We start from the raw sequence: 25,152 nt of genomic DNA, 5'->3' as shown, positions 1-25,152 counted from the left end.
AACCTTCCCGACTATGCTCTCGCCGGGCAATACCAGTCCATGCCACCATTCACTCCATCTTGTCGCAAAGACGGCTGAATCACAACATGCTGGTATTGCTCAACAACTTTCGGATCGGGCTCTGAGCGGAGTAGAAGGGCCGAGCGAATTTCGACGGAAGAACAAGGATAGCCCATGGACCGGCTCGTCAATACGGCTCTTACCGCGATGCGCGGCGCGATGGCGCGGCAGACGGCGGTCGCGAACAACCTCGCGAACGTCAATACCGTCGGCTTTCGCGCCGAGATCGCCAATGCCGAGACGCGCTGGATCAAGGGCGACAGCTTCGACACCCGTGCGCAGGCTTCGGAACAGGTGATTGCGGCCGACATGGCGCAGGGCGCGGTCACCGAAACGGGCAATCCGTTGGACGTGGCGATGAACGGCGATGCTCTGCTCGCCGTTCAGGCCACCGACGGCAGCGAAGCCTATACGCGCCGCGGCGACCTGAAAGTCACTGACAGCGGCCTGCTGACCACTGGCGACGGCTTGCCGGTGCTGGGCGAAGGCGGCCCCATCACCCTGCCGCAGATGGACAGTGTTTCCATCGCCAAGGACGGCAGCATCTGGGGCGTGCCACAGGGTGGCGATCCGGCCAATCCGCAGCAGGTCGACAAGCTGAAGCTGGTCAATGCGGCCGGCTCCAGCATCGCCAAGGGCACCGACGACCTGTTCCGCGAAGTCAATGGCGGCGCCCTGCCGTCCGATCCGCTGGCGACCGTCACGTCGGGTTCGGTCGAAGGATCAAACGTCAATGCGACCCAGGCGCTGGTCCAGATGATCGAAGCGAGCCGCGCCTGGGAAACCCAGGTGAAGATGATCGACACCGCCAGGCAGCTGGACGACGGCGGCGCATCGCTCATGAAATTAGATGGTTAATTTTGGCACGCATCTTGCTGTGACTGACGCATGAGCACCCTATGGGGATGCGCCACGGAGAAATGAACGATGAGCAACGCCGCCCTTCATGTCGCCCGCACTGGCCTTGACGCGCAGAACACGAAGATGCGCGTGATTGCCAACAACCTGGCGAACGTCAACACGACCGGTTTCAAGAAGGACCGCGCCGATTTCGAGACGCTGGCCTATCAGCAGATCGTCCAGGCCGGTTCCAATTCGGACAGCGAGAATAAATTCGCCACCGGCCTCAATCTCGGCTCCGGCGTCGCGTTGCAGGGCACGAGCAAGATCAATACCCAGGGTACGCTGAACCAGACCAACAATGTGCTGGATATCGCGATCGAAGGATCGGGCTATTTCCAGGTGCAGCAGCCCGACGGCTCGACCGCCTATACCCGCGCCGGCAATTTCAGCGTCACCGCCGAAGGCACGGTCGTCACCAGCGACGGCCTGCCGCTGATTCCGCAGATCACCGTGCCGCAGGGCGCGACATCGGTCTCGATCGGCAATGACGGCACCGTGTCGGCCACGCTGCAGGGCGAAAGCGCGCCGAGCAACCTGGGCCAGATCGAAATCGCCACCTTCATGAACCCGGCGGGGCTGACCTCCATCGGCGGCAACCTGCTGACCGAAAGCGCTGCGAGCGGCGTGCCGCAGGTCGGCGTCGCGGGCCTCGAAGGCCGCGGCCTGATGCGGTCGGGCTATCTGGAAACATCGAACGTCAACATCGTGGAAGAGCTGGTCGACATGATCGAGACGCAGCGCGCCTATGAGGTCAACAGCAAGATGATCAAGGCGACCGACGAGATGCTCCAGTACGTCAACCAGAATATCTAAGGCCAGATGATGCGCCTCTCCTACGCCACCATCGCCGCGGTTTCGCTGATCGCACTGGCCGCGTCGCCCGCCGACGCTGCCAAGCAGAAGAAGCGCGATATCGAGCGCGATTTCTACGCGCCGACCGTGATCCCCCTGCCCGTCGCTCCGCCCGCGAACGGGTCGATCTTTCAGGCATCGACCGGCTATACCCCGCTGACCAGCGGCGCGCGCGCGACCAGCGTGGGCGACATCATCACCATCGTTCTGGTCGAGCGGACCCAGGCGAGCAAGACGACAAGCGCGGACACCGCCCGCAACGGATCGATCGGCATCACGCCGCCGAGCACCGGCATATTGTCCAAGCTGTTTTCCGCCAGCGACGTGTCCGCCGGCGGCCAGAACAGCTTCACTGGCAAGGGCGCCGCGAGCCAGTCGAACGCGCTGAGCGGCGAGATCACCGTGACGATCGCGGCGACCTACCCCAATGGCACCATGCTGGTGAAGGGCGAAAAGGCGCTGACGCTCAACCGCGGCGACGAATTCATCCAGATCAGCGGCCTGATCCGCCAGGCCGACATCGCGCCCGACAACCGCATCGCATCGACCCGCGTCGCCGACGCCAAGATCATTTACAAGGGCAAGGGCGAGATCGCCAATGCCAGCCGCCAGGGCTGGCTCCAGCGTTTCTTCTCCGCGATCAGCCCCTTCTGATGGAAGCCGCAAACGCCATGATCCGTCTGTTCCGCCTGATCCTGCCGATCTTCGCGCTGATGGCCTGTCCGGCCCAGGCCGAGCGGGTGAAGGATCTCGGCACCTTCCAGGGGGTCCGTCCCAACCAGCTGACCGGTTATGGCATCGTCGTGGGCCTGGCCGGCACCGGGGACGACAGCATCGAATATGCGACGCAGGGCATGAAGGGCGTCGTCTCGCGCTTTGGCCTTACCCTGCCGCAAGGCGTCAATCCGGCGCTCAAAAATGCCGCCGCTGTTCTGGTCACCGCCGACCTGCCCGCCTTCGCCAAGCCCGGACAGCGGCTGGACGTCACCGTATCGGCGCTGGGCAAGGCCAAGTCGCTGCGCGGCGGCACGCTGATCCTGACGCCATTGCGCGGCGCGGATAACGAGATTTACGGCATGGCGCAGGGCAACCTGGCCGTCGGCGGCCTGGGCGTATCGGGCGCCGATGGCAGCCAAGTGTCGGTCAACATCCCGTCGGCTGGCCGTATTCCCGGCGGCGCGACGGTGGAACGCGCGGTCGCGACCGGATTCGACACCGCCCCGACGCTGACCTTCAACCTGGCCGAAGCGGACCTGACCACGGCGTTGCGCGTCGCGGACGGCGTCAACCGCGCCTTTGGCGACCGCCGCGCCCGCGCGATGGACGCCGTGTCGATCGCGATCGACGCCGCGCCCGGCGCCGAAGATCGCATCATGATGATGGGCATGATCGAGAATATCGAGATTTCGCCCGCCGATGCGCCGGCCAAGGTGATCGTCAACGCGCGCACCGGCACCGTCGTCATCAATGGCGCGGTCAAGATTCATCCGGCCGCCGTCGCGCACGGCAAATTGACCGTCAGCGTCAACGAAAGCCCGCGCGTCGTCCAGCCTGCGCCCTTCAGCCAGGGGCAGACCGCGCTGGAGCAATCGACCAGCATCAGCATCGACGAACAGAAAAAACCTATGGTTAATTTTAAAGGCGGGGCGTCGCTGGCCGATATAGTCAAGGCGGTCAATGCGATCGGGGCTTCCCCGGCGGATATGGTCGCGATCCTCGAAGCCTTGAAACAGGCGGGCGCGATGAAAGCCGAACTGGTGGTGCTGTGATGCAGGTAGCGACGACAACCTCCCCCGCCGCCGCGAGCGCCGGAACATCGAACAAGGCGTCGCTGCAAAAAGTGGCGCAGCAGTTCGAGGCCGTTTTCCTGCGCCAGATGATCGGCGCGATGCGATCGGCCAGCCTGGCCGAAGGGATCGACGATTCAGCCGCGACCCAGCAATTTCGCGACATGGCCGATTCCCGCACTGCCGACGCGATGGCCAGCAAGGGCGCGATGGGCATCGCCGAATTGCTGCTGAAACAATTTGGCGACCGGGTGAGCGACACGCCCTCGCCGACCGTCCCTGATGGTCCCGCGCCGGCGACAAGCGCATGAGCGATCTTTTCATCATCGGCGCTTCGGGCACCAAGGCCTATCGATCGGCCATGGCCGCGATCGGCGAAAATATCGCCAACGCCAGTACGGACGGCTATGCGCGCCGATCGGTGCGGACCATCGAATCCGGGTCGTCCACCGCAACGATGACGACCTATATCTCGCGCGCCAATTTCGGCGGGGTGCAGGTTGCGGGCATCAATCGCGCGGCCGACCCCTATCTCGACGCCACGGTCCGCAACACCGGCATGGCGCTGGGCAGTTCGACCGCCCGCCTGCGCTGGCTGACCGATGCGGAAACGGCGCTGAACGACACCGGCACCGGTATCGGCCAACTGATGACGGGCATGTTCCAGAATATGGAAAAACTGGCGGCCAGTCCTGGCAACGCCTCGTTGCGCGTCACTACGCTCGACAGCATCAACAGGGTGTCGGAAGCGTTCAGCCAGACGTCCGCCGATCTGCAACAAGTGTCGAGCGGCATCGCCACGGAAGCGCAATCGTCCGTCGATACGATCAACCGCTCGCTCGCGTCGCTGGCGGACATCAACAACAGCCTGCTGCGCGCCCAGCCCGGCACCTCCGCTTATGCCCAATTGCTCGACAGCCGCGATTCGGCGTTGCAGACGCTGTCGGACAATCTGAACGTCACCATCAGCTTTGGCGCGCATGACAGCGCGCAGATCAGTTTCGGCGGGCAGACGCTGGTCACCGGCGACAGCGCGACCAGCCTGTCCATGGCGACCCATGACGACGGCACGCTCTCTCTCAACCTGGCCGATGGCGCGGCGCTGACCGCGCCCGCCAATGGCACGCTGGGCGGCCTGTTTTCCGCCGCCGACACGGTGGCGGATCGCCGCGCCGATCTGGACACGCTGGCCGAACAGTTCGTCACCGACCTTAACGCCTGGCACGCGCAGGGTGTGACCGACGGCGGCGCAGCGGGCGGCGCATTGCTATCCTATGGCGGCAGCGCCGCGACCGTCGCCACGCTCATCACCGATCCTGCCCAGCTGGCGACCCGCTCTTCGGACGGGACGCTCAACGGAAATCTGCTGACCGTCAATTCCGTTCTGCGCGGCAATGGCAGCGTGGAGCAGAATTGGACGACGCTGATCGCGTCCCACGCCACCCTGGTGGCGTCGACCCAGGCGGAATATGACACGGCGAGCAGCCGCAACGACCAGGCGGTCGCCGCGCGCGAAGCGGTGAGCGGCGTCGACCTGGACATGGAAGCCGCCGATCTGCTGCGCATCCAGCAGGCCTATTCGGCCTCCGCCAAAATCCTGCAGATCGCCAAAGAGACGATCGATTCTATCATGAACATCATCTGACCCGGAAAGGATTGAGCCATGGTAGGTATCACCAACAAGATCATGCTCGCCGAAATCCGGCGGCAGCAGAAATTGTCGCAGGACATTGTCGACGGGCAGACCGCGATCTCCACCGGGATCACACTCAACAAGCCGTCCGACAATTCGCTCGCCTGGGTCCAGGTGTCCGACATCGGCCGCGCCCAGGCGCAACAGGCCGCCTGGCAGTCCAACATCAGCTATGGCGCCACTCGCGCCGGCAATGCCGAGGCCAATCTGTCGGAAATCGACAATCTGCTGACCCGCGCGCAGGAATTGGTGACGTCGGCCCGCAACGGGTCGCTCAACGACACCAGCCGCGCCGCGATCACCGAGGAAATGTCGACCATTCGCACGACGATCGACGAATTGCTGAACCAGAAGGATTATCAGGGCGTGTCCGTTTTCGACGACGGACAGAGCGTGCTGGTGCCGGTCAGCCGCGGCCTGAACCTGGCGGTCGTCGGCACGAAGCAGGAAGTATCGGAAGGCATCGACGTCGATGGCGTGCCGATGTCGATCGACGAGATATTGGCGCAAAGCATCGCCGCCGTCCAAAGCGGCGACGATGCAGCCGTGGCCGCCTCGCTGGAGGGGGTCAAGACCGCGCAGGGCCATATCGCGGTCGAGCAGGCGAGGCAGGGCGTGCGGGGCGACCGGCTGGACGTCATCGGCACGCGACTGACTGATGTCGACCTCGACCTGACCGAACGGCGCGCATCGCTCGAATCGACGGACCTGAGCGAAGTGATCGCGAATGTGAAGGCGCAGTTGCTGCAACTCGACGCGGCGCAGTCGGCCTTCGCCCGCATCAACCAGCAGACATTGTTCGACCTGATCAGCTGATCGCACGCTAAAAAGCCGCGCGGTCCTAAACCGGACGCTAACCAGTCCGTATTAACCACAAGGACACAGCGTCGCACGCGACGCGGGGAGCTACCGCCTCCGGGCGCGTCAATCGGGGATAATCATGTTCGCAGCCATCGGCCTCGTCATTCTGATCGTCATGGTGTTCGGCGGCTTCGCCTTCACCGGCGGCGACCTTGGCCCCGTGTTGCATGCGCTGCCGCACGAAATGCTGATCATCGGCGGCGCCGCTGTCGGCGCGCTCGTCATCGGCAATAGCGGCGCGGACCTGAAAGCGCTGGGCGGTGGCCTGGGCAAGGTGTTCAAGGGCGCCAAGTATAAGAAGCAGGATTTTCTCGACTGCATCTTCCTGGTCAGCAAGTTGATGAAGACGCTGCGCGTGGAAGGGCCGGTCGCGCTGGAACCCCATATCGAAGACCCGTCCAGCTCCACCATCTTCACCGAATATCCCAAGTTGATGAAGGACAAGGCGCTGGTCCACCTGATCAGCGATACGCTGCGCCTGGTCGTCATCTCGTCCGGCACGCTCGATCCCCATGCGGTCGAGGACGTGATGGACAATACGCTCAAGACCCACCATCACGAGGCGATCAAGCCGGCCGACAATTTGCAGGGGCTGGCCGACGCATTGCCCGCGCTCGGCATCGTCGCCGCGGTTCTGGGCGTGGTGAAGACCATGGGCTCGATCGACCAGCCGCCCGCCATATTGGGCGCGATGATCGGTTCGGCGCTGGTCGGCACGTTCCTGGGCATTCTGCTCGCCTATGGCATGGTCAATCCTTTCGCCAATCGCTGCCGCAGCGTGATCGAGGCGGACGGCGCCATCTATCAGGTCGTCAAGCAGATCATCATCGCCTCGCTCCACGGCCATCCGCAGCCGCTGGTGATCGAAGCCGCCCGTTCGGGCCTGACCCATGCCAACCAGCCCGGATTTGCCGAAGTGTTCGACGGTATGCGGGGCAAATAAGCCATGGCGGAAAAGAAGCGCGGCGCGAACGAGCCGGAACCCCGGCCGATCATCGTCAAGAAAATCATCGTCGAAGGCCATGGCGGCCATCATGGCGGCGCCTGGAAGGTCGCCTATGCCGACTTCGTGACGGCGATGATGGCGTTTTTCCTGCTGATGTGGCTGCTGGGCGCGACCACCGAAAAGCAGCGCAAGGGGCTGGCCGACTATTTCACGCCGACCCTGGTGCAGATGAAGGAAAATTCGGCCGGGTCGAACGGCATGTTCGGCGGCGACAGCATGATGGGGAAGGATAATTATCCCACCACCGGCGGCCAGGGCAATCTGGCCATCACCATCCCGCGCGACGCCAGCGGCACCAAGGATCAGGGCGGCAAGGCCACCCGCGCCGCCGACCGCCAGAAATTCGAATCGATCAAGAAGAGCCTGGAAGAGCGCATGATCGCCAAGGGGCTGGGCAAGCTGCGCAAGAATGTGCGTTTTACCGAAACGCGCGAAGGATTGCGCATCGACCTGATCGACGAGGCCGATTTCGCGATGTTCGCAATGGGCACCGACCGGCTGGTGCCGCAGGCCCGCGCGCTGATCTCCGAGGTCGCCACCGTGTTGCAGACCATGCCCAACCCGCTGATCGTGCGCGGCCATACCGACGGCCTGCCTTATGCATCGGGCCGGACCATGAACAACTGGATGCTGTCGTCCAGCCGCGCCGAAACGACGCGCCAGACACTGAACCAAGCAGGCATCGGCAATGCCCGCTTCGCCCGGATCGAGGGCGTGGCCGACCGCGAACCGTTCATCAAGGACGACGCCTATGATCCCCGGAACCGGCGCATGTCGATCATCCTGGGCTGGACCCGCGGCGGCGGCGATGGCGACGACGACGCGCCGGACGCGGAAACCAAGGCCGCGATCCAGGAACGCGACAATCCCTTGCGCGTGGCGAAGGAACAGGCGCGGAAGCTGGACATGGGCGGCACTGGCCTGCCCAGCGGCGCAGCGCTGATCAACCCGGCCGCGCCGGGAACGTCGAACAAGCCGGGCAAGCATTAAGTAAAGCGAGGGTGACTAAAAAGGGTGAGAAGCGGACATTTCCCTCCCGCTTGCGGGAGGGGCAGCGTTAGTCGCAGCGGGGTGGGCAGTTGCGACGTCCTGCCCCTCTAACCCTCTCCCGCCAGCGGGAGTGGGAACATGTCCGATGTTGGTCGATTGCGGCCGTCCCTTCCCCACTATACTTCCAATGTAGGATTTTCTCTGATCTACCCTATGGGATGGAACAGCGCCCTGCCCCCCGCCCCAACCCATACGTGACCCGGATGGCGTCACTGGCGCGTGGGCGTGAACCAGGCGGCGCGTCCGCGATACCTATGCGGGCCTCAACCGAGGCCTGGACACAGCGCGCACCCGGCCTACACCACGCTTCTCCGTCCCATTATCGACCCTTCAGTCCCCGAAGAAAACACCAGCGACGGTGTGAACTTCGATGCATGACCCGGCCGCGACGGTCCTTGCCCGTCACCCCTTGACCCCGCAGACCCGGCCGGCGACAGCGGCGGTCGGCCCCCACCCGATAAGGATCGCACCCACCCCCATGTCCGCCTCAACCGCCATCGCCTATCTGAACGGCCGCTTCCTGCCCCTAGAAGATGTCCGCATTTCTCCGCTCGACCGCGGCTTCCTGTTCGCCGACGGCATTTACGAGGTTGCGGCTGTGATCGACGGCAAGCTGGTCGACAGCGCCAGCCATCTCGCCCGGCTGGAGCGCTCCACCGCCGCGATCGGCATCGTCCTGCCGCTCAGTCTGGCCGATATAGAAGCCGCGCAGACGGAGCTGGTCGCCCGCAACGGCCTGAGCGAAGGCCTCGTCTATCTCCAGATCACCCGCGGCGCCGATGCCAGCCGCGACTTCATCCCCGCTCCAGACCTTCAACCGACCCTGTTCATGTTCATGCAGGACAAACCGCTGATAGATCTGCCCGCGGTCGCCGCCGGCATCGCTGTCGCGACCATGCCCGACCTGCGCTGGGCGCGGCGCGACATCAAGAGCGTCGGCCTGCTCGCCCAGGCGATGGCGAAACAGGCCGCCAAGGAAGCGGGCGCGCAGGAAGCCTGGATGATCGAGGACGGTTTCGTCACCGAAGGCGCATCGTCCACCGCCTTCATCGTCACCGACGAAGGCATCGTCACCCGCCCCTACAGCCAGTCGGTTCTGGCCGGCTGCACCGGCGCGGCGCTGACCGCGCTGGCGCAGGAAAGCGGCATCGCCGTCATCCGCCGCCCTTTCACCGTCGATGAAGCGCTCGCCGCTAAGGAAGCCTTCATCACCAGCGCCTCGACCCTGTGCCTATCCGTGGTGCGGATCGACGGGCAGCGCGTTGGCGACGGCGCGCCCGGCCCGGTCGCGATGCGTCTGCGCGCGCTCTACATCGATTTCGCCCGCGCAACGGGGGTCTGACAATTAACTCCATTATGGAGGTAGCTTCACCCTGTGTTGAGAGGATAGGAAATGTCCTACATTCTCCCGCCAAAACGGCGGCAAGCTGGACGAAAGGGGGCGTGAAACAAGCACGGCGCGCGGGCCTATGACGGCTTTGCTCCATAGCCCGTCCATAATGGCCGTTATATGGGGCTGAAACGATCCGTTCTTGCTTTATTCTTGGGAACGAAGGTAGAATAGGATTCGGATCATGATGGACGATTTTTCCTACGCCCAGCCAATCATCGGCCAAACCGCGCTGCTGGCGCCGCGGGACGAGCGCGCCAGCCTGCTGGTGATCGCGGACCAGATGGATGCGCCCGATCTGGCGCCGGTGGCTGCCGCCGCGGGCTTCCGCTTGCTGGGCGTGGCTGCGCTGGCCGACGCCCCGGTCCGGCTCGACCTTCAGGCCCAATGCGACACGGTCCTGTTCTTTTGCCCGACCATGACGCCGCTGCTGGAACGGCTGCTGGTGCAACTCGAAACCCAGGCGATCCAGAATGGTATGGCGGTGATCCTGGTCGCCGGGTGGGAGACGGTGGAACTCGCCTTTGCCTGCCTGCGCGGTCCGCATACCCAATTGCTCTGCGATCCCGACCGCACCGAACTGGCTGCGGCGCTGGTCGCCGCGGGCGAACATCGGCCGGTCGTCGGCCATGTCCATGAAATCGACCGGGAAGGCGCCCGGCTCCAGCAATTGAGCGAGGAGGTAGGCCGGCTCGCCCGCACGCTCGATGCGCTGACGGAGCGGACGCGGATGGCGACGCCCAGCTTCGACCTAGGGCCGCGCATTTCCGACCGGCCAAGCGACTATATCGGGATGCCCGCCCTGCACCCCATCGGCGCGCCGTTGCAGCCTGTGGAAAAAGCCGCGCCCGCCATCACCGCCGCCCAGGTCCGCGACCTGCTGCGCGCGCGGCGTATCCGCGCGGACTTCCTGCCCGGCGACCTGTTCGCCGACCCTGCCTGGGACATGATGCTGGACCTGCTCGCCGCGCGGCTTGACCATGAGCGGGTGTCGGTGTCGAGCCTCTGCATCGCCGCCGCCGTGCCGCCGACCACCGCGCTACGCTGGATTCGCACGCTCACCGACAAGGGGCTGGTGGAGCGCCAGGCCGACCCGCATGACGGCCGCCGCGTCTTTATCGCCCTGGCGCAGGAGGCGGCCGATGCGCTCACCCGCTGGTTCGGCGCCAGCCGACGCCTGCTCAGCGCCTGACCGCTATGTTCCACCCTTGACCGGCCCGCTTTTTGCCGTAGAGAGGCGCTCTCCCGAATGGGGGCGATTAGCTCAGTTGGTAGAGCGTCTCGTTTACACCGAGAATGTCGGCGGTTCGAGCCCGTCATCGCCCACCAGTTTTAAGCCTTCGGGACTTCGCCGGGAATGGGTGGCGGAAAAACTTCGAGCGAAGGCAATAGACCGCCTTCAATTCGCAACCGTAATGTTCATCGTGCAGCAAGCATCGATACGGCATCGTTACTATATGCCATTCGCAGCTTTCTTCGGCGGCCCGATCATGCCTGTTTTGCTGATGCTGTCGCCGCTGGCGGTGATGGCGGCCAGCGATTGCACTCGCTGGCATCCGGTCGCCGATGCGGCCAAGGCTGGCGACCGAACAGCCTACACGCGCCATCGCCCGCCATTGATGTGACAGTGGATATTGCGGCGCAGCGCAGCCGCTGCTAGTCCCGCATCCCATGATCCAACCGCCCGAAATCCTCCGAGTCTCCAAATCCCGCGTGTCATGCGACGGTAGCGGCGACATCCCCGCCGCGCTCGGCCATCCGCGCGTTTTCCTGGAAATCGACGACCATGGCTATGTCGATTGCGGTTATTGCGATCGGCGCTTCGTGCTAATTGGCGGCCCCGCCGACAATGGCGAGATCGCGGGCAAGCCGGACATCGCGTCGGGCGCCAGCCTCTAAAATTTTCGTTGGGCTTGGGGAGCGCCGCCCCTATATCGAGTGGCATGACCGATCTTGCTCCCCTGTTCACCGACGCCCGCGGCCTGCTCTATCGTCCCGGCCTGCTCGATCCCGATGGTGCGCGCCGCCTGACAGCGGAGGCGCTGAAGGCCTGCGACGACGGCGAACTCTATCTGCAATATCGGGCGAGCGAGAGCTTCGGCTTTGACGATGGTCGGCTCAAGACCGCCGACTATTCGACGGACGCGGGCTTTGGTCTGCGCGGGGTGTCGGGCGAGATGACCGGCTTCGCCCACGCCAATGACATTAGCGAAGCGGCGATCCGCAAGGCGGCCCAGACCCTCACCCTGCTCGACCCGGCCAGCAGTCCGGCTGCGCCGCCGCCCCAGCGCACCAATCGCCACCTCTATACCGACGCAAATCCACTGGAGATCGTCCCCTTCGCCGAAAAGGTGAAGCTGTGCGCCGAGGTCGACGCCGCCGCGCGCGCCCGCGATCCGCGGGTGGCGCAGGTGTCGGTCAGCCTGGCCGGTAGCTGGTCGGTGATCGAAATCGTCCGCGCCGACGGCTTCACCGCGACCGATATCCGTCCGCTCGTCCGCCTGAACGTCTCCATCATCCTGGAGGAAAATGGCCGCCGCGAAACTGGCGTGTTCGGAGTGGGCGGGCGCTATCTCTATGACGAGGTGATGGACCGCGCCGTCTGGAACCGGGCCATCGACGAAGCGCTGGCCCAGGCCCAAGTCAACATGCGATCGATCGCCGCCCCCGCAGGCGAAATGACCGTGTTGCTCGGCCCCGGCTGGCCCGGCGTGCTGGTGCATGAAGCGATCGGCCACGGCCTGGAAGGCGATTTCAACCGCAAGGGCACCAGCGCCTTTTCCGGCCGGGTCGGCCAGCGCGTCGCTGCGCCCGGCGTCACCGTGGTCGATGACGGCAGCATCCTCAATCGCCGCGGATCGCTCTCCATCGATGATGAAGGCACGCCGACGCAGGAAAATATCCTGATCGAGGACGGCATCCTGAAAGGCTATATGCAGGACCGGCTCAACGCCCGGTTGATGGGCGTCGCGCCCACCGGCAACGGCCGCCGCGAAAGCTACGCCCATGCGCCGATGCCGCGCATGACCAACACCTTCATCAAGGGCGGGCAGGACGATCCGGCCGAACTGCTCAGTCGCATGAAGTCCGGCATTTTCGCCAAAAGCTTCGGCGGCGGACAGGTCGATATCGTGTCGGGCAAGTTCGTCTTCTCCTGCACCGAAGCCTATAAGGTGGAGAATGGCCGGCTGACCGACCCGATCAAGGGCGCGACCCTGATCGGCGATGGCCCGACCGCGCTGACCAAGGTGGTCGGCATCGGCAACGACTGGGCGCTGGACGAAGGCATCGGCATGTGCGGCAAGGGCGGGCAAAGCGTGCCGGCAGGCGTGGGACAACCGACGCTGCTCATGGAAGGCCTGACGGTTGGCGGCACGGCGACCTGACTAGCGGGACTCCAGCCGCTGATGAGGCGACCGGAGCCTTTTACAGCCATGAGTGGCGGGAACCGGAGCGGTTGTCCGTCATTGAACTTGTATGAATATGCTGACCGACAGCCATGATGCGGTGACGGCCGATTGGGCCGCGGCGCTGCTCGATTTCTGGTTCAATCAGGTGGGCGAGGCTGGCTGGTGGCGCCATGATCCGGCGCTCGACCGGCAATGCGACCAGCAATATCGCCCATTGTGGCAAGACAAGCAGGCGCTGCCGGCCGACACATTCCTCGATCGGGCCGACGATGCGCTGGCGGCGGTGCTGCTGTTCGACCAGATGCCGCGCAACATGTTTCGAGGCACTGCCCAGGCCTTCGCCACCGACGCGCTGGCGCGGGACGTGGCGCGCGGTGCCATCGCCCAAGGCTATGATATTCAGATCGGCGGCGCTGGAAGGCTTTTCTTCTACATGCCCTTCCAGCATAGCGAGGCGATCGAGGATCAGGAGTTGTCCCTGGCCCTGTTCGAAGGCGCGGGCGACGAACGGTCGCTCGATTTCGCGCGCCAGCACCATGCAACCATCGCCCGATTCGGTCGTTTCCCGCATCGCAATGCCGCTTTGGGTCGCGAAACGCTGCCCATAGAAGCGGACGCAGCGGCCGAAGGCGCACGCTGGTAGACGATCTGCCCATTTTTTAGGCAGCGGATGGTTGCTGCCCATTTTTTCGGCGCTGCACCATGACCCGTCGCGGTCAAAGCCCGCATTAACCCGCCATTAGCATTTTGGCACGCCTCTTGCTGAGTAGTCCCCGCACACCAGTAACAGGGGGCGACATGAAACTTGTCATGGCTATCATCAAGCCGTTCAAGCTTGACGATGTCCGCGAGGCACTCTCCTCGCTCGGCATCGCAGGAATGACGGTTAGCGAAGTGAAGGGCTTCGGCCGCCAAAAGGGGCAGACCGAAATCTACCGCGGCGCCGAATATTCGACGAATATGGTCCCGAAGATCAAGATCGAGGTGGTCTGCGACGACGACCTTGCCCCGCGCGTGGTCGAAGCGACCCAGGCGGCCGCCAATTCGGGCGCCATTGGCGATGGCAAGATCTTCGTCCTCGATGTCGGTCAGGCCGTGCGCATCCGCACCGGCGAGACCGGCGAAACCGCGCTGTAAGAAGGGGGAAATAATGACCTTTTCCAAGAAACTTTGCGGGATAGCGGGGGCAACCGGCCTATCGCTGTTCGCCGCGCTGCCTGCCTGGGCGCAGGATGCGGCGGCCCCCGCCGCCACGGTCGACAAGGGCGACGTCGCCTGGATGATGACCTCCACCGTCCTGGTCCTGGCCATGATCCTGCCCGGCCTCGCCCTGTTCTACGGCGGCCTGGTGCGCAGCAAGAACATGCTGTCGGTGATGACGCAGATCGGCGCGGCTGCTTGCCTCGCCATGCTCATCTGGGTGATCTACGGCTATTCGATGGCCTTCGGCCCCGACTACACCAGCGGTCTTTCCAACTTCGTCTCGACCTTCGACAAGGCGTTCCTGAAGGGGGTCACGCCCGCTTCGCAGGCCGCGACCTTCACCGCAGGCGTCGAAATCCCCGAATATGTCTTCATCTGCTTCCAGATGACCTTTGCCGCGATTACCGTCGCGCTGGTGCTGGGTTCGGTGGTCGAACGCATCAAATTCTCGGCCGTGATGGTGTTCGCCGCGGTCTGGCTGACGATCGTCTATTTCCCGATCGCGCACATGGTCTGGGCGGCTTCGGGCTATTTCTTCAAGGCGGGCGCGCTCGACTTTGCGGGCGGCACCGTGGTCCATATCAATGCGGGCGTCTCCGCGCTGGTGGCCTGCATCATCCTGGGCAAGCGAATCGGCTTCCCCAAGGAGCCGATGGCGCCGCACAGCTTGACCCTGACAGGCGTCGGCACCGGCCTGCTGTGGGTCGGCTGGTTCGGCTTCAACGCCGGTTCGGCGCTGGAAGCCAATGGTTCGGCAGCGCTGGCCATGATCAACACCTTCGTCGCCACGGCTTCGGGCGGTCTGTTCTGGATGCTGGCTGAAAAGCTGAACGGTCACAAGGGTTCGGCCCTGGGTTTCTGTTCGGGCATCATCGCCGGTCTCGTTGCCGTCACTCCGGCCGCCGGCAACTCCGGTCCGTTCGGCGCGATCATCCTGGGCGCCGTCGCTTCGATCATCTGCTTCTACGCCGTCACCGTCGTCAAGCCCAAGCTGGGCTACGACGACTCGCTGGACGCCTTTGGCATCCACGGCGTCGGCGGCATGATCGGCGCCATCGGCACCGCCATCGTCTACTCGCCCGCCTTTGGTGGCCCCGGCGCGGAAGACTATGCAATCGGCGCAAAACTGCTGGTTCAGATCGAAGCGGTCGTCGTGACCATCATCTGGGCAGGCATCGGCACCGCCATCGCCATCTTCATCGCCAAGGCCGTCACTGGCCTGCGGGTCAGCCAGGAAGTCGAACTGGAAGGCCTGGACCTCGGCGAACATGGCGAACGCGCCTACAACTATTGAGATTGGCAGGGCGGCCCGCCTGTCGGGCAAGGGCCGCCCGCCTCACCTTGTTCCTCCTGCGAACATGCCTTGGGCCGGTGCGTAAGCATCGGCCTTTTTTTTGGACGCGCCGGTGCATAAGCATCGGCCCTTTTTTCGTCAGGCCGAGCGGGTCCAGAGGCTCGCAGGGCGCGGCACAGCGGCTGGCCAGCGACTTGCACGGCGGACCACCTGCACCGCCGCCCGCGCCACCCAGCCCAGCTTCTCACGCTTGGGGGTGACAACGCGGTGGTCCCAGGCCTGCTCGCCGCGGCGCGCGACTTCGCGGGCGATGTCGCCATAGATGCCGGCGGCCGCCAGCACCGCCCAGGCAGCGCGCGGCGGCAATGCGCCGGTGCCGTGACGGGCGCTGTCCTCATAGGCAGCGGCCATGGTCGCCAAGCGGCGCGACAGGATCGCCAGCCGGGGCCGGACCCAGGGCTTCATATGTTCGCCCGGCGGAATGTCCATTTCGGCGAGCCATAATTGCGGCAGGTAGCAACGATCCGCCGCCTCATCCTCGCTGATGTCGCGGGCGATATTGGCCAGTTGAAAGGCGAGGCCCAGGTCGCAGGCGCGGTCGAGCGTCGCGCGGTCGTTAGGGTCCACCCCCATCAGCACCGCCATCATGCAGCCGACCGCGCCCGCGACATGATAGCAATAAAGCAGCATGTCGGCTTCGCTGCGCGGCCGCCAGTCGCGCGCGTCGAGGGCGAATCCTTCGATCAGGTCGTGGGCGTAGCGTTCGGGGATGGCGCATTCGCGCATGACCACGCCGAAGCCGTCGAACGCCGGGTCGCCGGTCGGTTCGCCGCGTAGCGCCTTGTCCGTCAGCACGCGCATCATCGACAGACGGGCTTGCGCATTCGACACGCTTGTCATCACGCCGCCATGATCCTGCCCATCGGCGATATCATCGCACTTGCGGCACCAAGCGTAGAGCAACCAGGCCCGCTCACGGGTTTTCCGGTCGAACAGCTTCGATGCCAGGGCGAAGGATTTGGAGCCGCGCGCGATGCTGTCGCGGGCGTGGGCGACAAGGGCGGGGCGGTCGGGGACTGAAGAGGACATGCGGCGAGACATGCCCTGCCTTGCAGGGAAAGTCACCCAACGTCCGTTCGTTTCGAGCCTAGTCGAGAAGCACACCGAACGCACCAACCGCTTCTCGACTTCGCTCGAAGCAAACGGATGCGTTCTATATCGTCAGAGCCTGTCTGCCTTCATCGCGAAGATCGTTTCATGCGGCTGATAGGCCGACATGGCGTCGACCAGCGCCTCGATGCCGTCGGCATGAATCATGATCCCGGCATGTTGGGCGCGGATAAAGCCGGCCTCCACCATCTGCCGGTTGAAGCCGATCAACTGATCGTAGAAGCCCGCGACGTTGAGCAAGCCCACCGGCTTGCTGTGATAACCCAGTTGCGCCCAGCTGATCGCTTCCCACAATTCGTCCATCGTGCCGACGCCGCCGGGCAGCGTCACGAAGCCGTCCGACAGGTCCGTGAAGAGCTGCTTGCGCTGGTGCATCGTCTGGACGACATGCAATTCCGTGCAACCGCGATGCGCGACCTCCGCGCCGACCAGGGCTTCGGGGATCACGCCGATCACCTCGCCGCCCGCTTCCAGCGCCGCATCCGCCACCGCGCCCATCAGGCCGAGCCGCCCGCCGCCATAGACGACTCCAATGCCCCGCTCCGCCAGCGTCCGTCCGACATGACGCGCCGCATCGATATAGGTCAGGTCGGCGGGGGTCGCCGATCCGCAATAGACTGCCAGTCTCTTCATCATATCCGTCCGTGGGCCTAAGCCCCTATTTCAAATCATCCAGCATCAGCGCAGCGGTCGCCTTCGCGCTGCCCACCACGCCGGGGATGCCCGCGCCGGGATGGGTGCCGGCCCCTACCAGATAGAGATTGGGAATGACATCGTCGCGATTATGCGCGCGGAACCAGGCGCTTTGGGTCAGCAAAGGCTCCAGGCTGAAGGCGCTGCCCATATGCGCGTTCAGGTCGCGACCGAAATCGCTGGGCGCATAATGAAAGCGGGTGACGATGCGCGAGCGGATGTCGGGAATCAGCCGATGCTGGATTTCGTCCAATATCCGCTCCGCATAAGCATGGCCGAACTGATCCCAGTCGATCGGCAGCTTGCCCATATGCGGCACGGGCGCGAGCGCATAGAAGGTCGAGTGCCCCTCCGGCGCCATCGACGGATCGGTGACCGTCGGATGATGCAGGTAGAGCGAGAAATCCTGCGGCAGCACGCCATGATCGTAGATGTCGGTCAGCAGCCCTTCATAGCGCGGGCCGAACAGGATCATATGATGCGGGATGCCGGGCCAGCTGCCCTTGATGCCGAAATGAAGGACGAACAGGCTGGGCGACCAGCGCTTCTGGCTCAGTTTCTCGCCCTGTTTCTGCCCGCGGGGATGATGGCCGAGCAGGTCGCGATAGCTGTGCATCAGGTCGGCATTGGTGGCGATGGCGTCCGCCTCCCCGCGCCATCCCGATGCGGTGTGGACCGCCGTCGCCTTGTCGCCATAGGTTTCTATCCGGGTGACGGCATCGCCCAGCCGCAGCGTGCCGCCCAACCGTTCGAAATGGGTCGCCATGCCATGGACCAGCCGGTTCGTGCCGCCTTTTGCGAACCAGACGCCGCCATCCTTTTCCAGCTTGTGGATCAGCGCATAGATGGCGCTGGTCTTCATCGGATTGCCGCCGACCAACAGGGTGTGAAATGACAAAGCCTCACGCAGCTTTTCGTTCTTCACCTGGCTGGAGACGATCGAATAAACCGATCGCCAGGCCTGATATTTGGCGAGGCTGGGCGCGGCTTTGATCATCGAGGCGAAGTCGAGGAAGGCGACCGAGCCGAGCTTGCGATAGCCCTCCTCGAAAACGCCGGCGGCATAGTCGCAGAAGCGATCATAGCCCGCGACATCGCCTGGATCGAGCTTGGCGATTTCGGCGCGGAGCGCGGCTTCGTCATTGCTGTAATCGAAATTGGTGCCGTCGCGCCAGTTGAGCCGGTAAAAGGGCGACACGGGCATCAGAGTGACGTCCTGCGCCATGTCGTGTCCCGACAAACGCCATAATTCGGCCAGGCAATCAGGGTCGGTGATGACGGTCGGCCCGGCGTCGAAGGTGAAGCCGTCCTTTTCCCACATATAGGCGCGCCCGCCGGGACGATCGCGTCCTTCGACCAGGGTGGTGTCGATGCCTGCCGATTGCAGGCGGATGGCGAGCGCCAGGCCGCCAAAGCCTGCGCCGATAACGATCGCTGTCCTGTTGGTCATCAGGCGGGCGGGTTCCATAATGTTCGCATGGCGTCCCTTATGGGTACAGGCGGGCGTCCGCACAAGATGCGCATACGGTCAGCCAGCGACGAACGGCCGGCGTAGAAACGCTGGATCAGGTCCGGGCGCAGCCGATAGAAGCGGGCGAAGATGCGCCAGCGCTGAGCCGGCCGGGCGGCGCCGAACAGCATCTTGCCAAGCAGCCGATAATAGCCGCCGCGCCGCCAATGGGCCGCGGCATAGGTGCGGGTGGCCGCGGGCAGATTATCGAGCGGCTGATCCACCAGCCAGAGCGCGAATCGCACCGCGTCGGGCAGCGAATAGCCGGTCATCGGCTGGAACAGGCCGGCGCGCACCCCGGCGCGGGCGACGGGATCGTCCTTTGGCCAATAACGATCAAAGTCGCCGCCATGGACCACAGGCAGGACGCCCTGTTCGCGATGGACCACCGCGCCGCGCCAGCCCCTGGCCTGCGCATAGGCGGCGATGCGGGCATCGAGCGTGGGCACGTCCAGATCCGGCGTGTCGCTATAATAAGTATCCTCGATAAAGAGCGTGCGGTCGTCCCAGGGCAGCAGATAGACGAAGCGGTAGCCATCGACCTGATCGACCGTCGCGTCCATGATGACCGGGCGGTCGATGCCATGGGGATCGTCGCAGCGCAGCGCATGACCGACGAATTTCTGCCAGCCGCAGCGCAAGGCCGACAAATCCCCTGCGCCGCGGGCGTCGATAACCGCCCCTGCGGTGATTTCCCGGCCATCGGCCAGGCGGATGGCATGGGGTTCGACCGCGGTCGCCGTCGCGCCGGTCAGCAGCCGATCACCCAATATGCGTTCAAGTGCGACAGCGAGTTGGACAGTATTAACGCTGTTATAGGGCGTCGCGAGATTGCGACCGTAGTCGGGGAAACGCACGGCATGGCCCTGTGGCCAGCGATGGGCGACAAGTGGGTCGACGAGCCAGCGATCGGCGGGCGCAACGTCGCCATCGAAGAAGGACCAGAGATGATTGCCGCCAGGCCGATCCCCCTGTTCGACCAGCAGCAGCCGCACATCGGGCCGCAGCGCGGCGAAGGCGAGCGCGATCAACCCACCGGCAAGGCCGCCGCCGATGATCGCCAGGTCGCAGTCCAGATCGCTTGTCATGGCGGCATTGATAGGGGAGCGGCGCATCCCGATCCACCCTTGGTTTCGGCGCAAATATAGTATAGGGGGGTATCCTATGCACATTGTTGCGGATCGGGATAAATTGCTGGCGCGGATACGCCGGATCGCGGGACAGGTCGCCGCCGTGGAGCGGCAATTGTCCGGCGATGCCGGCTGTTCGGAGACGTTGCAGCTGGTCGCGTCGGTGCGCGGTGCGGTGGGTAGCCTGATGGAGGAACTGATCGAGCAGCATATGCGCGAGCATGTCGCCCGGCCGGGCCTGTCCGACGAGGCGCGCCAGGCCGCGACCGAGGAAATGCTGGCGCTGATCCGCCGTTACGGGAAATGACGATGCACGACGACCATCACCATGCTCATGGGGACCACGGCCATGGCGCCCACAGCCCTGCCGACCAACCCGCCGCTGTTCAGGACAATAACGGCGAGGAAAGCCATTATTTCGACCATATCTATCTGTCGGCCGGGCATGACCAGAATGCCAAACGAACCTTGTGGGTCGTCTGGCTGACCGCTGCGACGATGGTGGTGGAGATCGCCGCGGGCTGGTGGACCGGATCGATGGCGCTGCTGGCGGACGGATTCCACATGGCGACCCATGCCGGGGCGCTGGCGGTGGCGGCCGCCGCCTATGGCTATGCCAAGCGCCATGCGCGCAATCCGCGCTATACGTTCGGGACCGGCAAGGTCGGCGACCTGTCGGGCTTCGCCTCCGCGCTGCTGCTGGGCGTCACCGCCCTGTTCATCGCGATCGAATCAGGTATGCGCCTGTTCCAGCCGATCGACGTGGCCTTTGGCGAGGCGACGCTGGTGGCGGTGGTCGGGCTGGCCATCAATATCATCAGCGCATTGTTGCTGGGCCACGACCATAGCCATGACAATCACGACCATGGCCACGACCACAAACATGGCCATGCCGACAATAATCTGCGCGCCGCCTACGTGCACGTGCTGACCGACGCGCTGACGTCGGTGCTGGCGATTGGGGCGTTGCTGGCCGGGCGCTATCTGGGATGGTGGTGGATGGACCCGGCGGTCGGCCTGCTGGGCGCGGTTGTGATCGCACGCTGGGCCTGGGGCCTGATGAAGGACACCGCCGCGATCCTGCTCGATACGGCCGAGCCGGCGCTGATGGCGCGGGTGCGCGCGCAGGCGGAGGCGGAAGGCGCGACGATCCGCGATCTGCATGTCTGGCGCATCGGTCCCCATGCCCATGCCGCGATCATCAGCCTGGCCCCCGGCGCCGACGCGCCCAAGGTAAGGGCGCGGGTGCGCGCGCTCCCGCGCATGGAGCATGTCACGGTGGAGTGCGGGTAAAATTAAGGACGCTCGTCCCAACGAATCAGGCTGACCCCACCATCCTGATCGACGGCCAGTTCGCCAAAAGCCCCGGTCCGCAACTTCAGCGCGCCGAGCGGCAGACCCGCCGCGATCAGAGCAAAGCGCGCCGCGCCATTGCTCGTGACGAGCAGGTCCACGCCCGCGCCGCCCTCCGCGAAGAAGGCGCGCCAGGCGGCGATGCGGGCATCGGCGTCCACGATCCAGCCATCGGGCGCAATACCCCGCTCGTCCCAATCGGCCAGCGCCTGCGCGCCGATCCGGGCCAGCACCGCCGCCTCCGGCCGCCCTTCGTCCGGACCATGGTCGATCTCCCCCAGCCAGTCGCGCACACCATCCGCGGCATCGCCCGTCGCGGCGGCGATAGCAGCGGCCGTTTCACGCGCGCGCAGGAGTGGGCTGGACAAGAGGCGATCGATCGGCTGCGCCTGGTGCGCGAACCATTGGCCCAACCGCCCCGCCTGCGCATGGCCGCTCTCCACCAGCGGAATATCGGTGCGGGCGCCCACCCGGCAGGCGTCAGCGCTGCTCGCAAAGGTGTCGCCGTGACGGATGATGAAGATGCGGCGCATGATAGCGGGCGATCAAAGCGGCGGGGTCGGGTCGCCATAGACGGCGATCAGCGCCTCGACCCGGCTGATGTCGGCCTCCGTATCGATGCCGCTGCTGTCGAAGCGCGGTGGATCGACGGCGACGGTCATGACCGGGATACCCAGTTCGAGCAGGCGCAATTGCTCCAACCCCTCCAGATTTTCCAGCACCGTGGGCGGGCAGGCTTCAAACCGCTCCAGCGCGTCGAGCGTATAGCCGTAGAGGCCGACATGGCGCCAGACGGGGGACCAGGGGTCGGTTTCGCGCAGCTTATCCTCATTGCGGATCGCGGGGATGATCGTCTTGGAAAACCACAGGGCGCGACCATCAGGCGCGCGGGCGCAGGTGGTGCCGCTGAAGGGCGAGCGCGTCTTATGTTCGCGCAGCGCGTCGAGCGCGGGCCAGTCGAGCGCGATGACCGGCGTGGCGACCGGCGCGCCGCCCTGTAGCGCGGCGATCACCGCGCCGAGCGCTCCTTCGGGCTGGAAGGGCGAATCGCCCTGGAGATTGACGATGAAGCGTGGCGGCGAGGGTTGCGCCTGCGCCGCCGCAAGCGCGCGGCCCGATCCGGTGGCGATGGCGCTGTCCGTCATCACCGCGTCGCAGCCGGCGGCGCGGGCATGATCCGCGATCGCATCATCATCGGTCGCGACGGTCAGGGCAACGTCCGCACGGACGCCGATCGCCGCCCGCGCCATGGCGATCGTTCGGTGCAGCAACGTCCGCCCGGCGATCAGGCGAAGCGGCTTGCGCGGCAGACGGGAAGACCCCGCCCGCGCGGGAATGACGACGAGAAGGCTCAGGCGACCCCGGCGTGAAGCAGATCGTGCATATGGACCGCGCCGATCAACCGGCCATTTTCGCAGACGAAAAGCAGCATGATATTATGCTCATGCATCAGATGCATCGCTTCGGACGCCAATTCGTCGGGACCGACGGCAAGCGGCGTCAACGTCATCGACCGGCCCACGGCCTCCGTCAGATTCTGCTTGCCTGTCACGGTACGGCGCAGATCGCCATCGGTGAAGGCGCCGATCAACCGGCCATTGCGATCGACGATCGCCGTACCGCCGAGGCGCGCGCGCGTCATTTCGATGGTCGCATCGAGAAGCGAGGCATCTTCCCGCACCATTGGCACGTCGTCACCGGCGGCCATAAGCTCGCGCACCTTGACCAGTTGCGCGCCAAGCCGGCCATTGGGATGGAATTTATGGAAATCATCGGCGGAAAAGCCGCGCATTTCCATCAGAGAGATCGCCAGCGCATCACCCAGCGCCATCTGCACCGTGGTCGAGGTCGTGGGGGCTAGGGAATTGGGGCAGGCTTCCTCCACTTCGGGCATCAGCACGCACATATCGGCCGCCATGGCGACGGTGCTCTGCGCCTGCGCGGTGATGGCCACCAGTGGAATGGCGAAGCGCTTGCAATAATGGATAATCGGGCCGAGTTCGGTCGATTCGCCCGAATGGGACAACATCAGAACGACGTCATCCGGGGTGATCATGCCCAGATCGCCATGCCCCGCATCCGCAGGGTGCAGGAAGATGGCCGGGGTGCCGGTGGAGGTGAGCGTCGCGGTCATCTTGCGCGCAACGATACCGCTCTTGCCGATGCCGGTGACGATCACGCGGCCGCGCACTTTCATGATGACGCCGATCACGCGCAGGAAGGTTGCGGCAAATTCCCGTTCGGCGAATTTGGCCTCCAGCGCATTGAGTCCGGAGGCTGCAATCGAAAGACTGCGGCAGGCAGTCTCCACGATACGGCCGCCGGAGCCGAACGGGACGATTTTCGAAGCTGGTGTCGACACGCGTTTGCCCTTTTATCCGTTTTTCACGACCAGATCATCCGGCCGGATCAACGGCGACGAACCATCGTATTCGATGCGTCGTCTTTCCCTCGTTCCGCGACCCCTAGCTGATTTTGCAACCAGCATGGGAGCATGGCTTACGCTGTTTCAGGCACTTATGGCAATCTATTTTGCAAGTGCGAAAGAAATTAGCGGCAGTTGAAAACAGTCAAACCTGACAGGAGCAAGGCAAAACGACTATATACAGCGACGAACCGTGGAACCATTTCCTATTTGCTATGCGCGCGACGTGCTGCCTTCATTGGGTGTCATGATAGTCACGATACCATTGCACGAATCGCGGCACGCCCGACTCGATTCCCGTTGTGGGAGCGAAACCAATATCATGGCAGATAGCGCTGATGTCGGCATAGGTTGCGTGAACGTCGCCCGGCTGCATCGGCTGGAAGTCGATCTGCGCCTTTCGCCCCAGCGCATCTTCCAGCACGGCGATCAGATGCATCAGTTCTTCGGGCCGGTTATTGCCGATATTATAGAGCCGGTGCGGCGCGCGACTGCCCCCGGCCTTGGGCGCGCCATCGTCGGCGGGTGGATGATCGAGGCAGCCGATGATGCCGCTGACGATGTCGTCGATATAGGTAAAGTCGCGCTGCATCCGGCCATGGTTGAACACCGGGATCGGTTCGCCCGCCAGGATTTTCGCGGTGAAGATCCACATCGCCATGTCAGGACGACCCCAGGGGCCATAGACGGTGAAGAAACGCAGGCCCGTCATGGGGATGCGGAAGAGATGGGCATAGGTTTCGCTCATCAGCTCATCGGCGCGCTTCGTAGCGGCATAGAGCGAGACGGGATGATCCGCGCGATCCTCCACCCGGAAAGGCAGCGTGTCGTTGCCGCCATAGACCGACGAGGAGGAAGCGTAGACCAAATGCCGGACCCGCCGCTCTCGCGCCAGTTCCAGCATGTTGACATGGCCAGCCAGGTTGGAGCGGACATAGGCATGGGGATTGATCAGCGAATAGCGCACGCCCGCCTGCGCGCCCAGATGCACGATCGATTCGATCACCTGATCGGCGAGCGCCGCGTGCAGCGCGTCAAGGTCGGCGAAATCCAGTTCGTGGAAGGTGAAGAGCCGGCCATGGTCCGTTTGCAACCGGGCAATCCGGTCGCGTTTCAGCGACACCGGATAATAATCGTTCATGTTGTCGATGCCGACCACCGCATGGCCCTGCGCCAGCAGCCGGTCGGCGACGTGCATGCCGATGAATCCGGCAGCTCCGGTAACGAGGATGGTCATGCATTTCCCTCTCGGCCTAGGTGCGGATGCGCGGCCCCTTCCCCGTCTCAGACAATCCACCATGGCTTGTAAAGCCCTCATAGGCTGCACGCGGTCGCGCTATGCGCAGACTTTCGCCGATCTTT

Annotated in this window: 27 protein-coding genes and 1 tRNA gene; 20 read left to right on the top strand and 8 right to left on the bottom strand. The window is 64.5% G+C overall.

Annotated features, from left to right (window positions below):
• Nucleotides 1–174: 174 nt before the first annotated feature.
• The 18 genes from flgF to EWH12_RS11890 all read left to right on the top strand — a co-directional run bounded on the left by flgF (nt 175) and on the right by EWH12_RS11890 (nt 15,509).
• A complete protein-coding gene (gene flgF / locus EWH12_RS11975; RefSeq protein ID WP_066599987.1) occupies nt 175–918 on the top strand; it encodes a flagellar basal-body rod protein FlgF in 744 nt (247 codons plus the stop codon).
• Between the two features lie 69 nt (nt 919–987).
• On the top strand, nt 988–1,776 hold the full coding sequence (gene flgG / locus EWH12_RS11970; protein ID WP_066599984.1) for a flagellar basal-body rod protein FlgG: 789 nt from the start codon (nt 988–990) through the stop codon (nt 1,774–1,776).
• Between the two features lie 9 nt (nt 1,777–1,785).
• On the top strand, nt 1,786–2,469 hold the full coding sequence (locus tag EWH12_RS11965; protein WP_129926730.1) for a flagellar basal body L-ring protein FlgH: 684 nt from the start codon (nt 1,786–1,788) through the stop codon (nt 2,467–2,469).
• Complete coding sequence (locus EWH12_RS11960; protein ID WP_066599979.1) at nt 2,469–3,584, top strand: flagellar basal body P-ring protein FlgI; 1,116 nt, start codon at nt 2,469–2,471, stop codon at nt 3,582–3,584. The genes EWH12_RS11965 and EWH12_RS11960 overlap by 1 nt, the downstream gene beginning before the upstream one ends.
• Nucleotides 3,584–3,913 carry a rod-binding protein gene (locus tag EWH12_RS11955; protein ID WP_129926723.1) on the top strand — a complete coding sequence of 110 codons (330 nt, stop codon included), beginning with the start codon at nt 3,584–3,586 and terminating at the stop codon, nt 3,911–3,913. Before EWH12_RS11960 ends, EWH12_RS11955 begins: the two co-directional genes overlap by 1 nt.
• Entirely contained in the window at nt 3,910–5,247 is a 1,338-nt protein-coding gene (flgK, locus tag EWH12_RS11950; RefSeq protein WP_129926722.1) for a flagellar hook-associated protein FlgK, read from the top strand. The genes EWH12_RS11955 and flgK overlap by 4 nt, the downstream gene beginning before the upstream one ends.
• Before the next feature lie 18 nt (nt 5,248–5,265).
• Complete coding sequence (locus EWH12_RS11945; RefSeq protein ID WP_066599972.1) at nt 5,266–6,111, top strand: flagellin; 846 nt, start codon at nt 5,266–5,268, stop codon at nt 6,109–6,111.
• Nucleotides 6,112–6,235: 124 nt separating this feature from the next.
• On the top strand, nt 6,236–7,099 hold the full coding sequence (motA, locus tag EWH12_RS11940; protein ID WP_066599968.1) for a flagellar motor stator protein MotA: 864 nt from the start codon (nt 6,236–6,238) through the stop codon (nt 7,097–7,099).
• 3 nt (nt 7,100–7,102) lie between these two features.
• Entirely contained in the window at nt 7,103–8,152 is a 1,050-nt protein-coding gene (locus tag EWH12_RS11935; protein ID WP_129926721.1) for a flagellar motor protein MotB, read from the top strand.
• 538 nt (nt 8,153–8,690) lie between these two features.
• Nucleotides 8,691–9,554, top strand: coding sequence for a D-amino-acid transaminase (locus tag EWH12_RS11930; protein ID WP_129926720.1), 864 nt, complete (start codon nt 8,691–8,693; stop codon nt 9,552–9,554).
• Between the two features lie 232 nt (nt 9,555–9,786).
• A complete protein-coding gene (locus EWH12_RS11925; protein ID WP_129926719.1) occupies nt 9,787–10,794 on the top strand; it encodes a MarR family transcriptional regulator in 1,008 nt (335 codons plus the stop codon).
• A gap of 61 nt (nt 10,795–10,855) precedes the next feature.
• Nucleotides 10,856–10,931 (top strand) — tRNA-Val (locus tag EWH12_RS11920).
• A gap of 86 nt (nt 10,932–11,017) precedes the next feature.
• Complete coding sequence (locus tag EWH12_RS11915) at nt 11,018–11,227, top strand: hypothetical protein (protein ID WP_129926718.1); 210 nt, start codon at nt 11,018–11,020, stop codon at nt 11,225–11,227.
• A gap of 46 nt (nt 11,228–11,273) precedes the next feature.
• Nucleotides 11,274–11,501, top strand: a complete 228-nt coding sequence (locus EWH12_RS11910; protein WP_066599960.1) for a zinc-finger domain-containing protein — start codon at nt 11,274–11,276, stop codon at nt 11,499–11,501.
• Between the two features lie 44 nt (nt 11,502–11,545).
• Nucleotides 11,546–12,988, top strand: coding sequence for a metalloprotease TldD (tldD, locus tag EWH12_RS11905; RefSeq protein WP_129926717.1), 1,443 nt, complete (start codon nt 11,546–11,548; stop codon nt 12,986–12,988).
• A gap of 91 nt (nt 12,989–13,079) precedes the next feature.
• Complete coding sequence (locus tag EWH12_RS11900; protein ID WP_129926716.1) at nt 13,080–13,655, top strand: DUF924 family protein; 576 nt, start codon at nt 13,080–13,082, stop codon at nt 13,653–13,655.
• Nucleotides 13,656–13,810: 155 nt separating this feature from the next.
• Nucleotides 13,811–14,149 carry a P-II family nitrogen regulator gene (locus EWH12_RS11895; RefSeq protein WP_004209785.1) on the top strand — a complete coding sequence of 113 codons (339 nt, stop codon included), beginning with the start codon at nt 13,811–13,813 and terminating at the stop codon, nt 14,147–14,149.
• Between the two features lie 13 nt (nt 14,150–14,162).
• Nucleotides 14,163–15,509 (top strand): ammonium transporter, encoded by a 1,347-nt coding sequence (locus EWH12_RS11890; protein WP_066599953.1) that lies wholly within the window; start codon nt 14,163–14,165, stop codon nt 15,507–15,509.
• A gap of 138 nt (nt 15,510–15,647) precedes the next feature.
• On the opposite strand, the gene EWH12_RS11885 is transcribed toward EWH12_RS11890, so the two are convergent.
• From EWH12_RS11885 to crtY, 4 genes are all read right to left on the bottom strand, one after another.
• Complete coding sequence (locus EWH12_RS11885; protein ID WP_066599949.1) at nt 15,648–16,598, bottom strand: phytoene/squalene synthase family protein; 951 nt, start codon at nt 16,596–16,598, stop codon at nt 15,648–15,650.
• Nucleotides 16,599–16,730: 132 nt separating this feature from the next.
• Nucleotides 16,731–17,312: an LOG family protein gene (locus EWH12_RS11880; RefSeq protein WP_066604873.1), complete on the bottom strand. Its 582-nt coding sequence runs from the start codon at nt 17,310–17,312 to the stop codon at nt 16,731–16,733.
• Between the two features lie 25 nt (nt 17,313–17,337).
• The gene (locus EWH12_RS11875) at nt 17,338–18,822 is read right to left on the bottom strand and encodes a phytoene desaturase (RefSeq protein ID WP_129926715.1); all 1,485 of its coding nucleotides are present in this window, start codon (nt 18,820–18,822) and stop codon (nt 17,338–17,340) included.
• Nucleotides 18,822–19,970, bottom strand: a complete 1,149-nt coding sequence (gene crtY, locus EWH12_RS11870) for a lycopene beta-cyclase CrtY (protein ID WP_129926714.1) — start codon at nt 19,968–19,970, stop codon at nt 18,822–18,824. The genes EWH12_RS11875 and crtY overlap by 1 nt, the downstream gene beginning before the upstream one ends.
• Nucleotides 19,971–20,046: 76 nt before the next feature.
• Here crtY and EWH12_RS11865 point away from each other — a divergent pair, with 76 nt between their 5' ends.
• Together EWH12_RS11865 and dmeF are read left to right on the top strand one after the other, a co-directional pair.
• On the top strand, nt 20,047–20,319 hold the full coding sequence (locus EWH12_RS11865) for a metal/formaldehyde-sensitive transcriptional repressor (RefSeq protein WP_066599947.1): 273 nt from the start codon (nt 20,047–20,049) through the stop codon (nt 20,317–20,319).
• On the top strand, nt 20,316–21,305 hold the full coding sequence (dmeF, locus tag EWH12_RS11860; protein ID WP_129926713.1) for a CDF family Co(II)/Ni(II) efflux transporter DmeF: 990 nt from the start codon (nt 20,316–20,318) through the stop codon (nt 21,303–21,305). Before EWH12_RS11865 ends, dmeF begins: the two co-directional genes overlap by 4 nt.
• 2 nt (nt 21,306–21,307) lie before the next feature.
• Here dmeF and EWH12_RS11855 read toward each other — a convergent pair whose 3' ends face one another.
• From EWH12_RS11855 to EWH12_RS11840, 4 genes are all read right to left on the bottom strand, one after another.
• Nucleotides 21,308–21,898: a histidine phosphatase family protein gene (locus EWH12_RS11855; protein WP_066599941.1), complete on the bottom strand. Its 591-nt coding sequence runs from the start codon at nt 21,896–21,898 to the stop codon at nt 21,308–21,310.
• Nucleotides 21,899–21,910: 12 nt separating this feature from the next.
• Nucleotides 21,911–22,720, bottom strand: coding sequence for a 3-deoxy-manno-octulosonate cytidylyltransferase (locus tag EWH12_RS11850; protein WP_082678950.1), 810 nt, complete (start codon nt 22,718–22,720; stop codon nt 21,911–21,913).
• Nucleotides 22,717–23,676 (bottom strand): KpsF/GutQ family sugar-phosphate isomerase, encoded by a 960-nt coding sequence (locus tag EWH12_RS11845; RefSeq protein WP_066599935.1) that lies wholly within the window; start codon nt 23,674–23,676, stop codon nt 22,717–22,719. The genes EWH12_RS11850 and EWH12_RS11845 overlap by 4 nt, the downstream gene beginning before the upstream one ends.
• 349 nt (nt 23,677–24,025) lie before the next feature.
• Nucleotides 24,026–25,027, bottom strand: coding sequence for an NAD-dependent epimerase/dehydratase family protein (locus EWH12_RS11840; RefSeq protein WP_129926712.1), 1,002 nt, complete (start codon nt 25,025–25,027; stop codon nt 24,026–24,028).
• Nucleotides 25,028–25,152: the final 125 nt, after the last annotated feature.

Source organism: Sphingobium cupriresistens, from assembly GCF_004152865.1.
Classification (GTDB): Bacteria; Pseudomonadota; Alphaproteobacteria; order Sphingomonadales; family Sphingomonadaceae; genus Sphingobium; species Sphingobium cupriresistens.
Note: the sequence above shows the minus strand (reverse complement) of the source record. Positions and strands in the feature narration are given on the sequence as shown.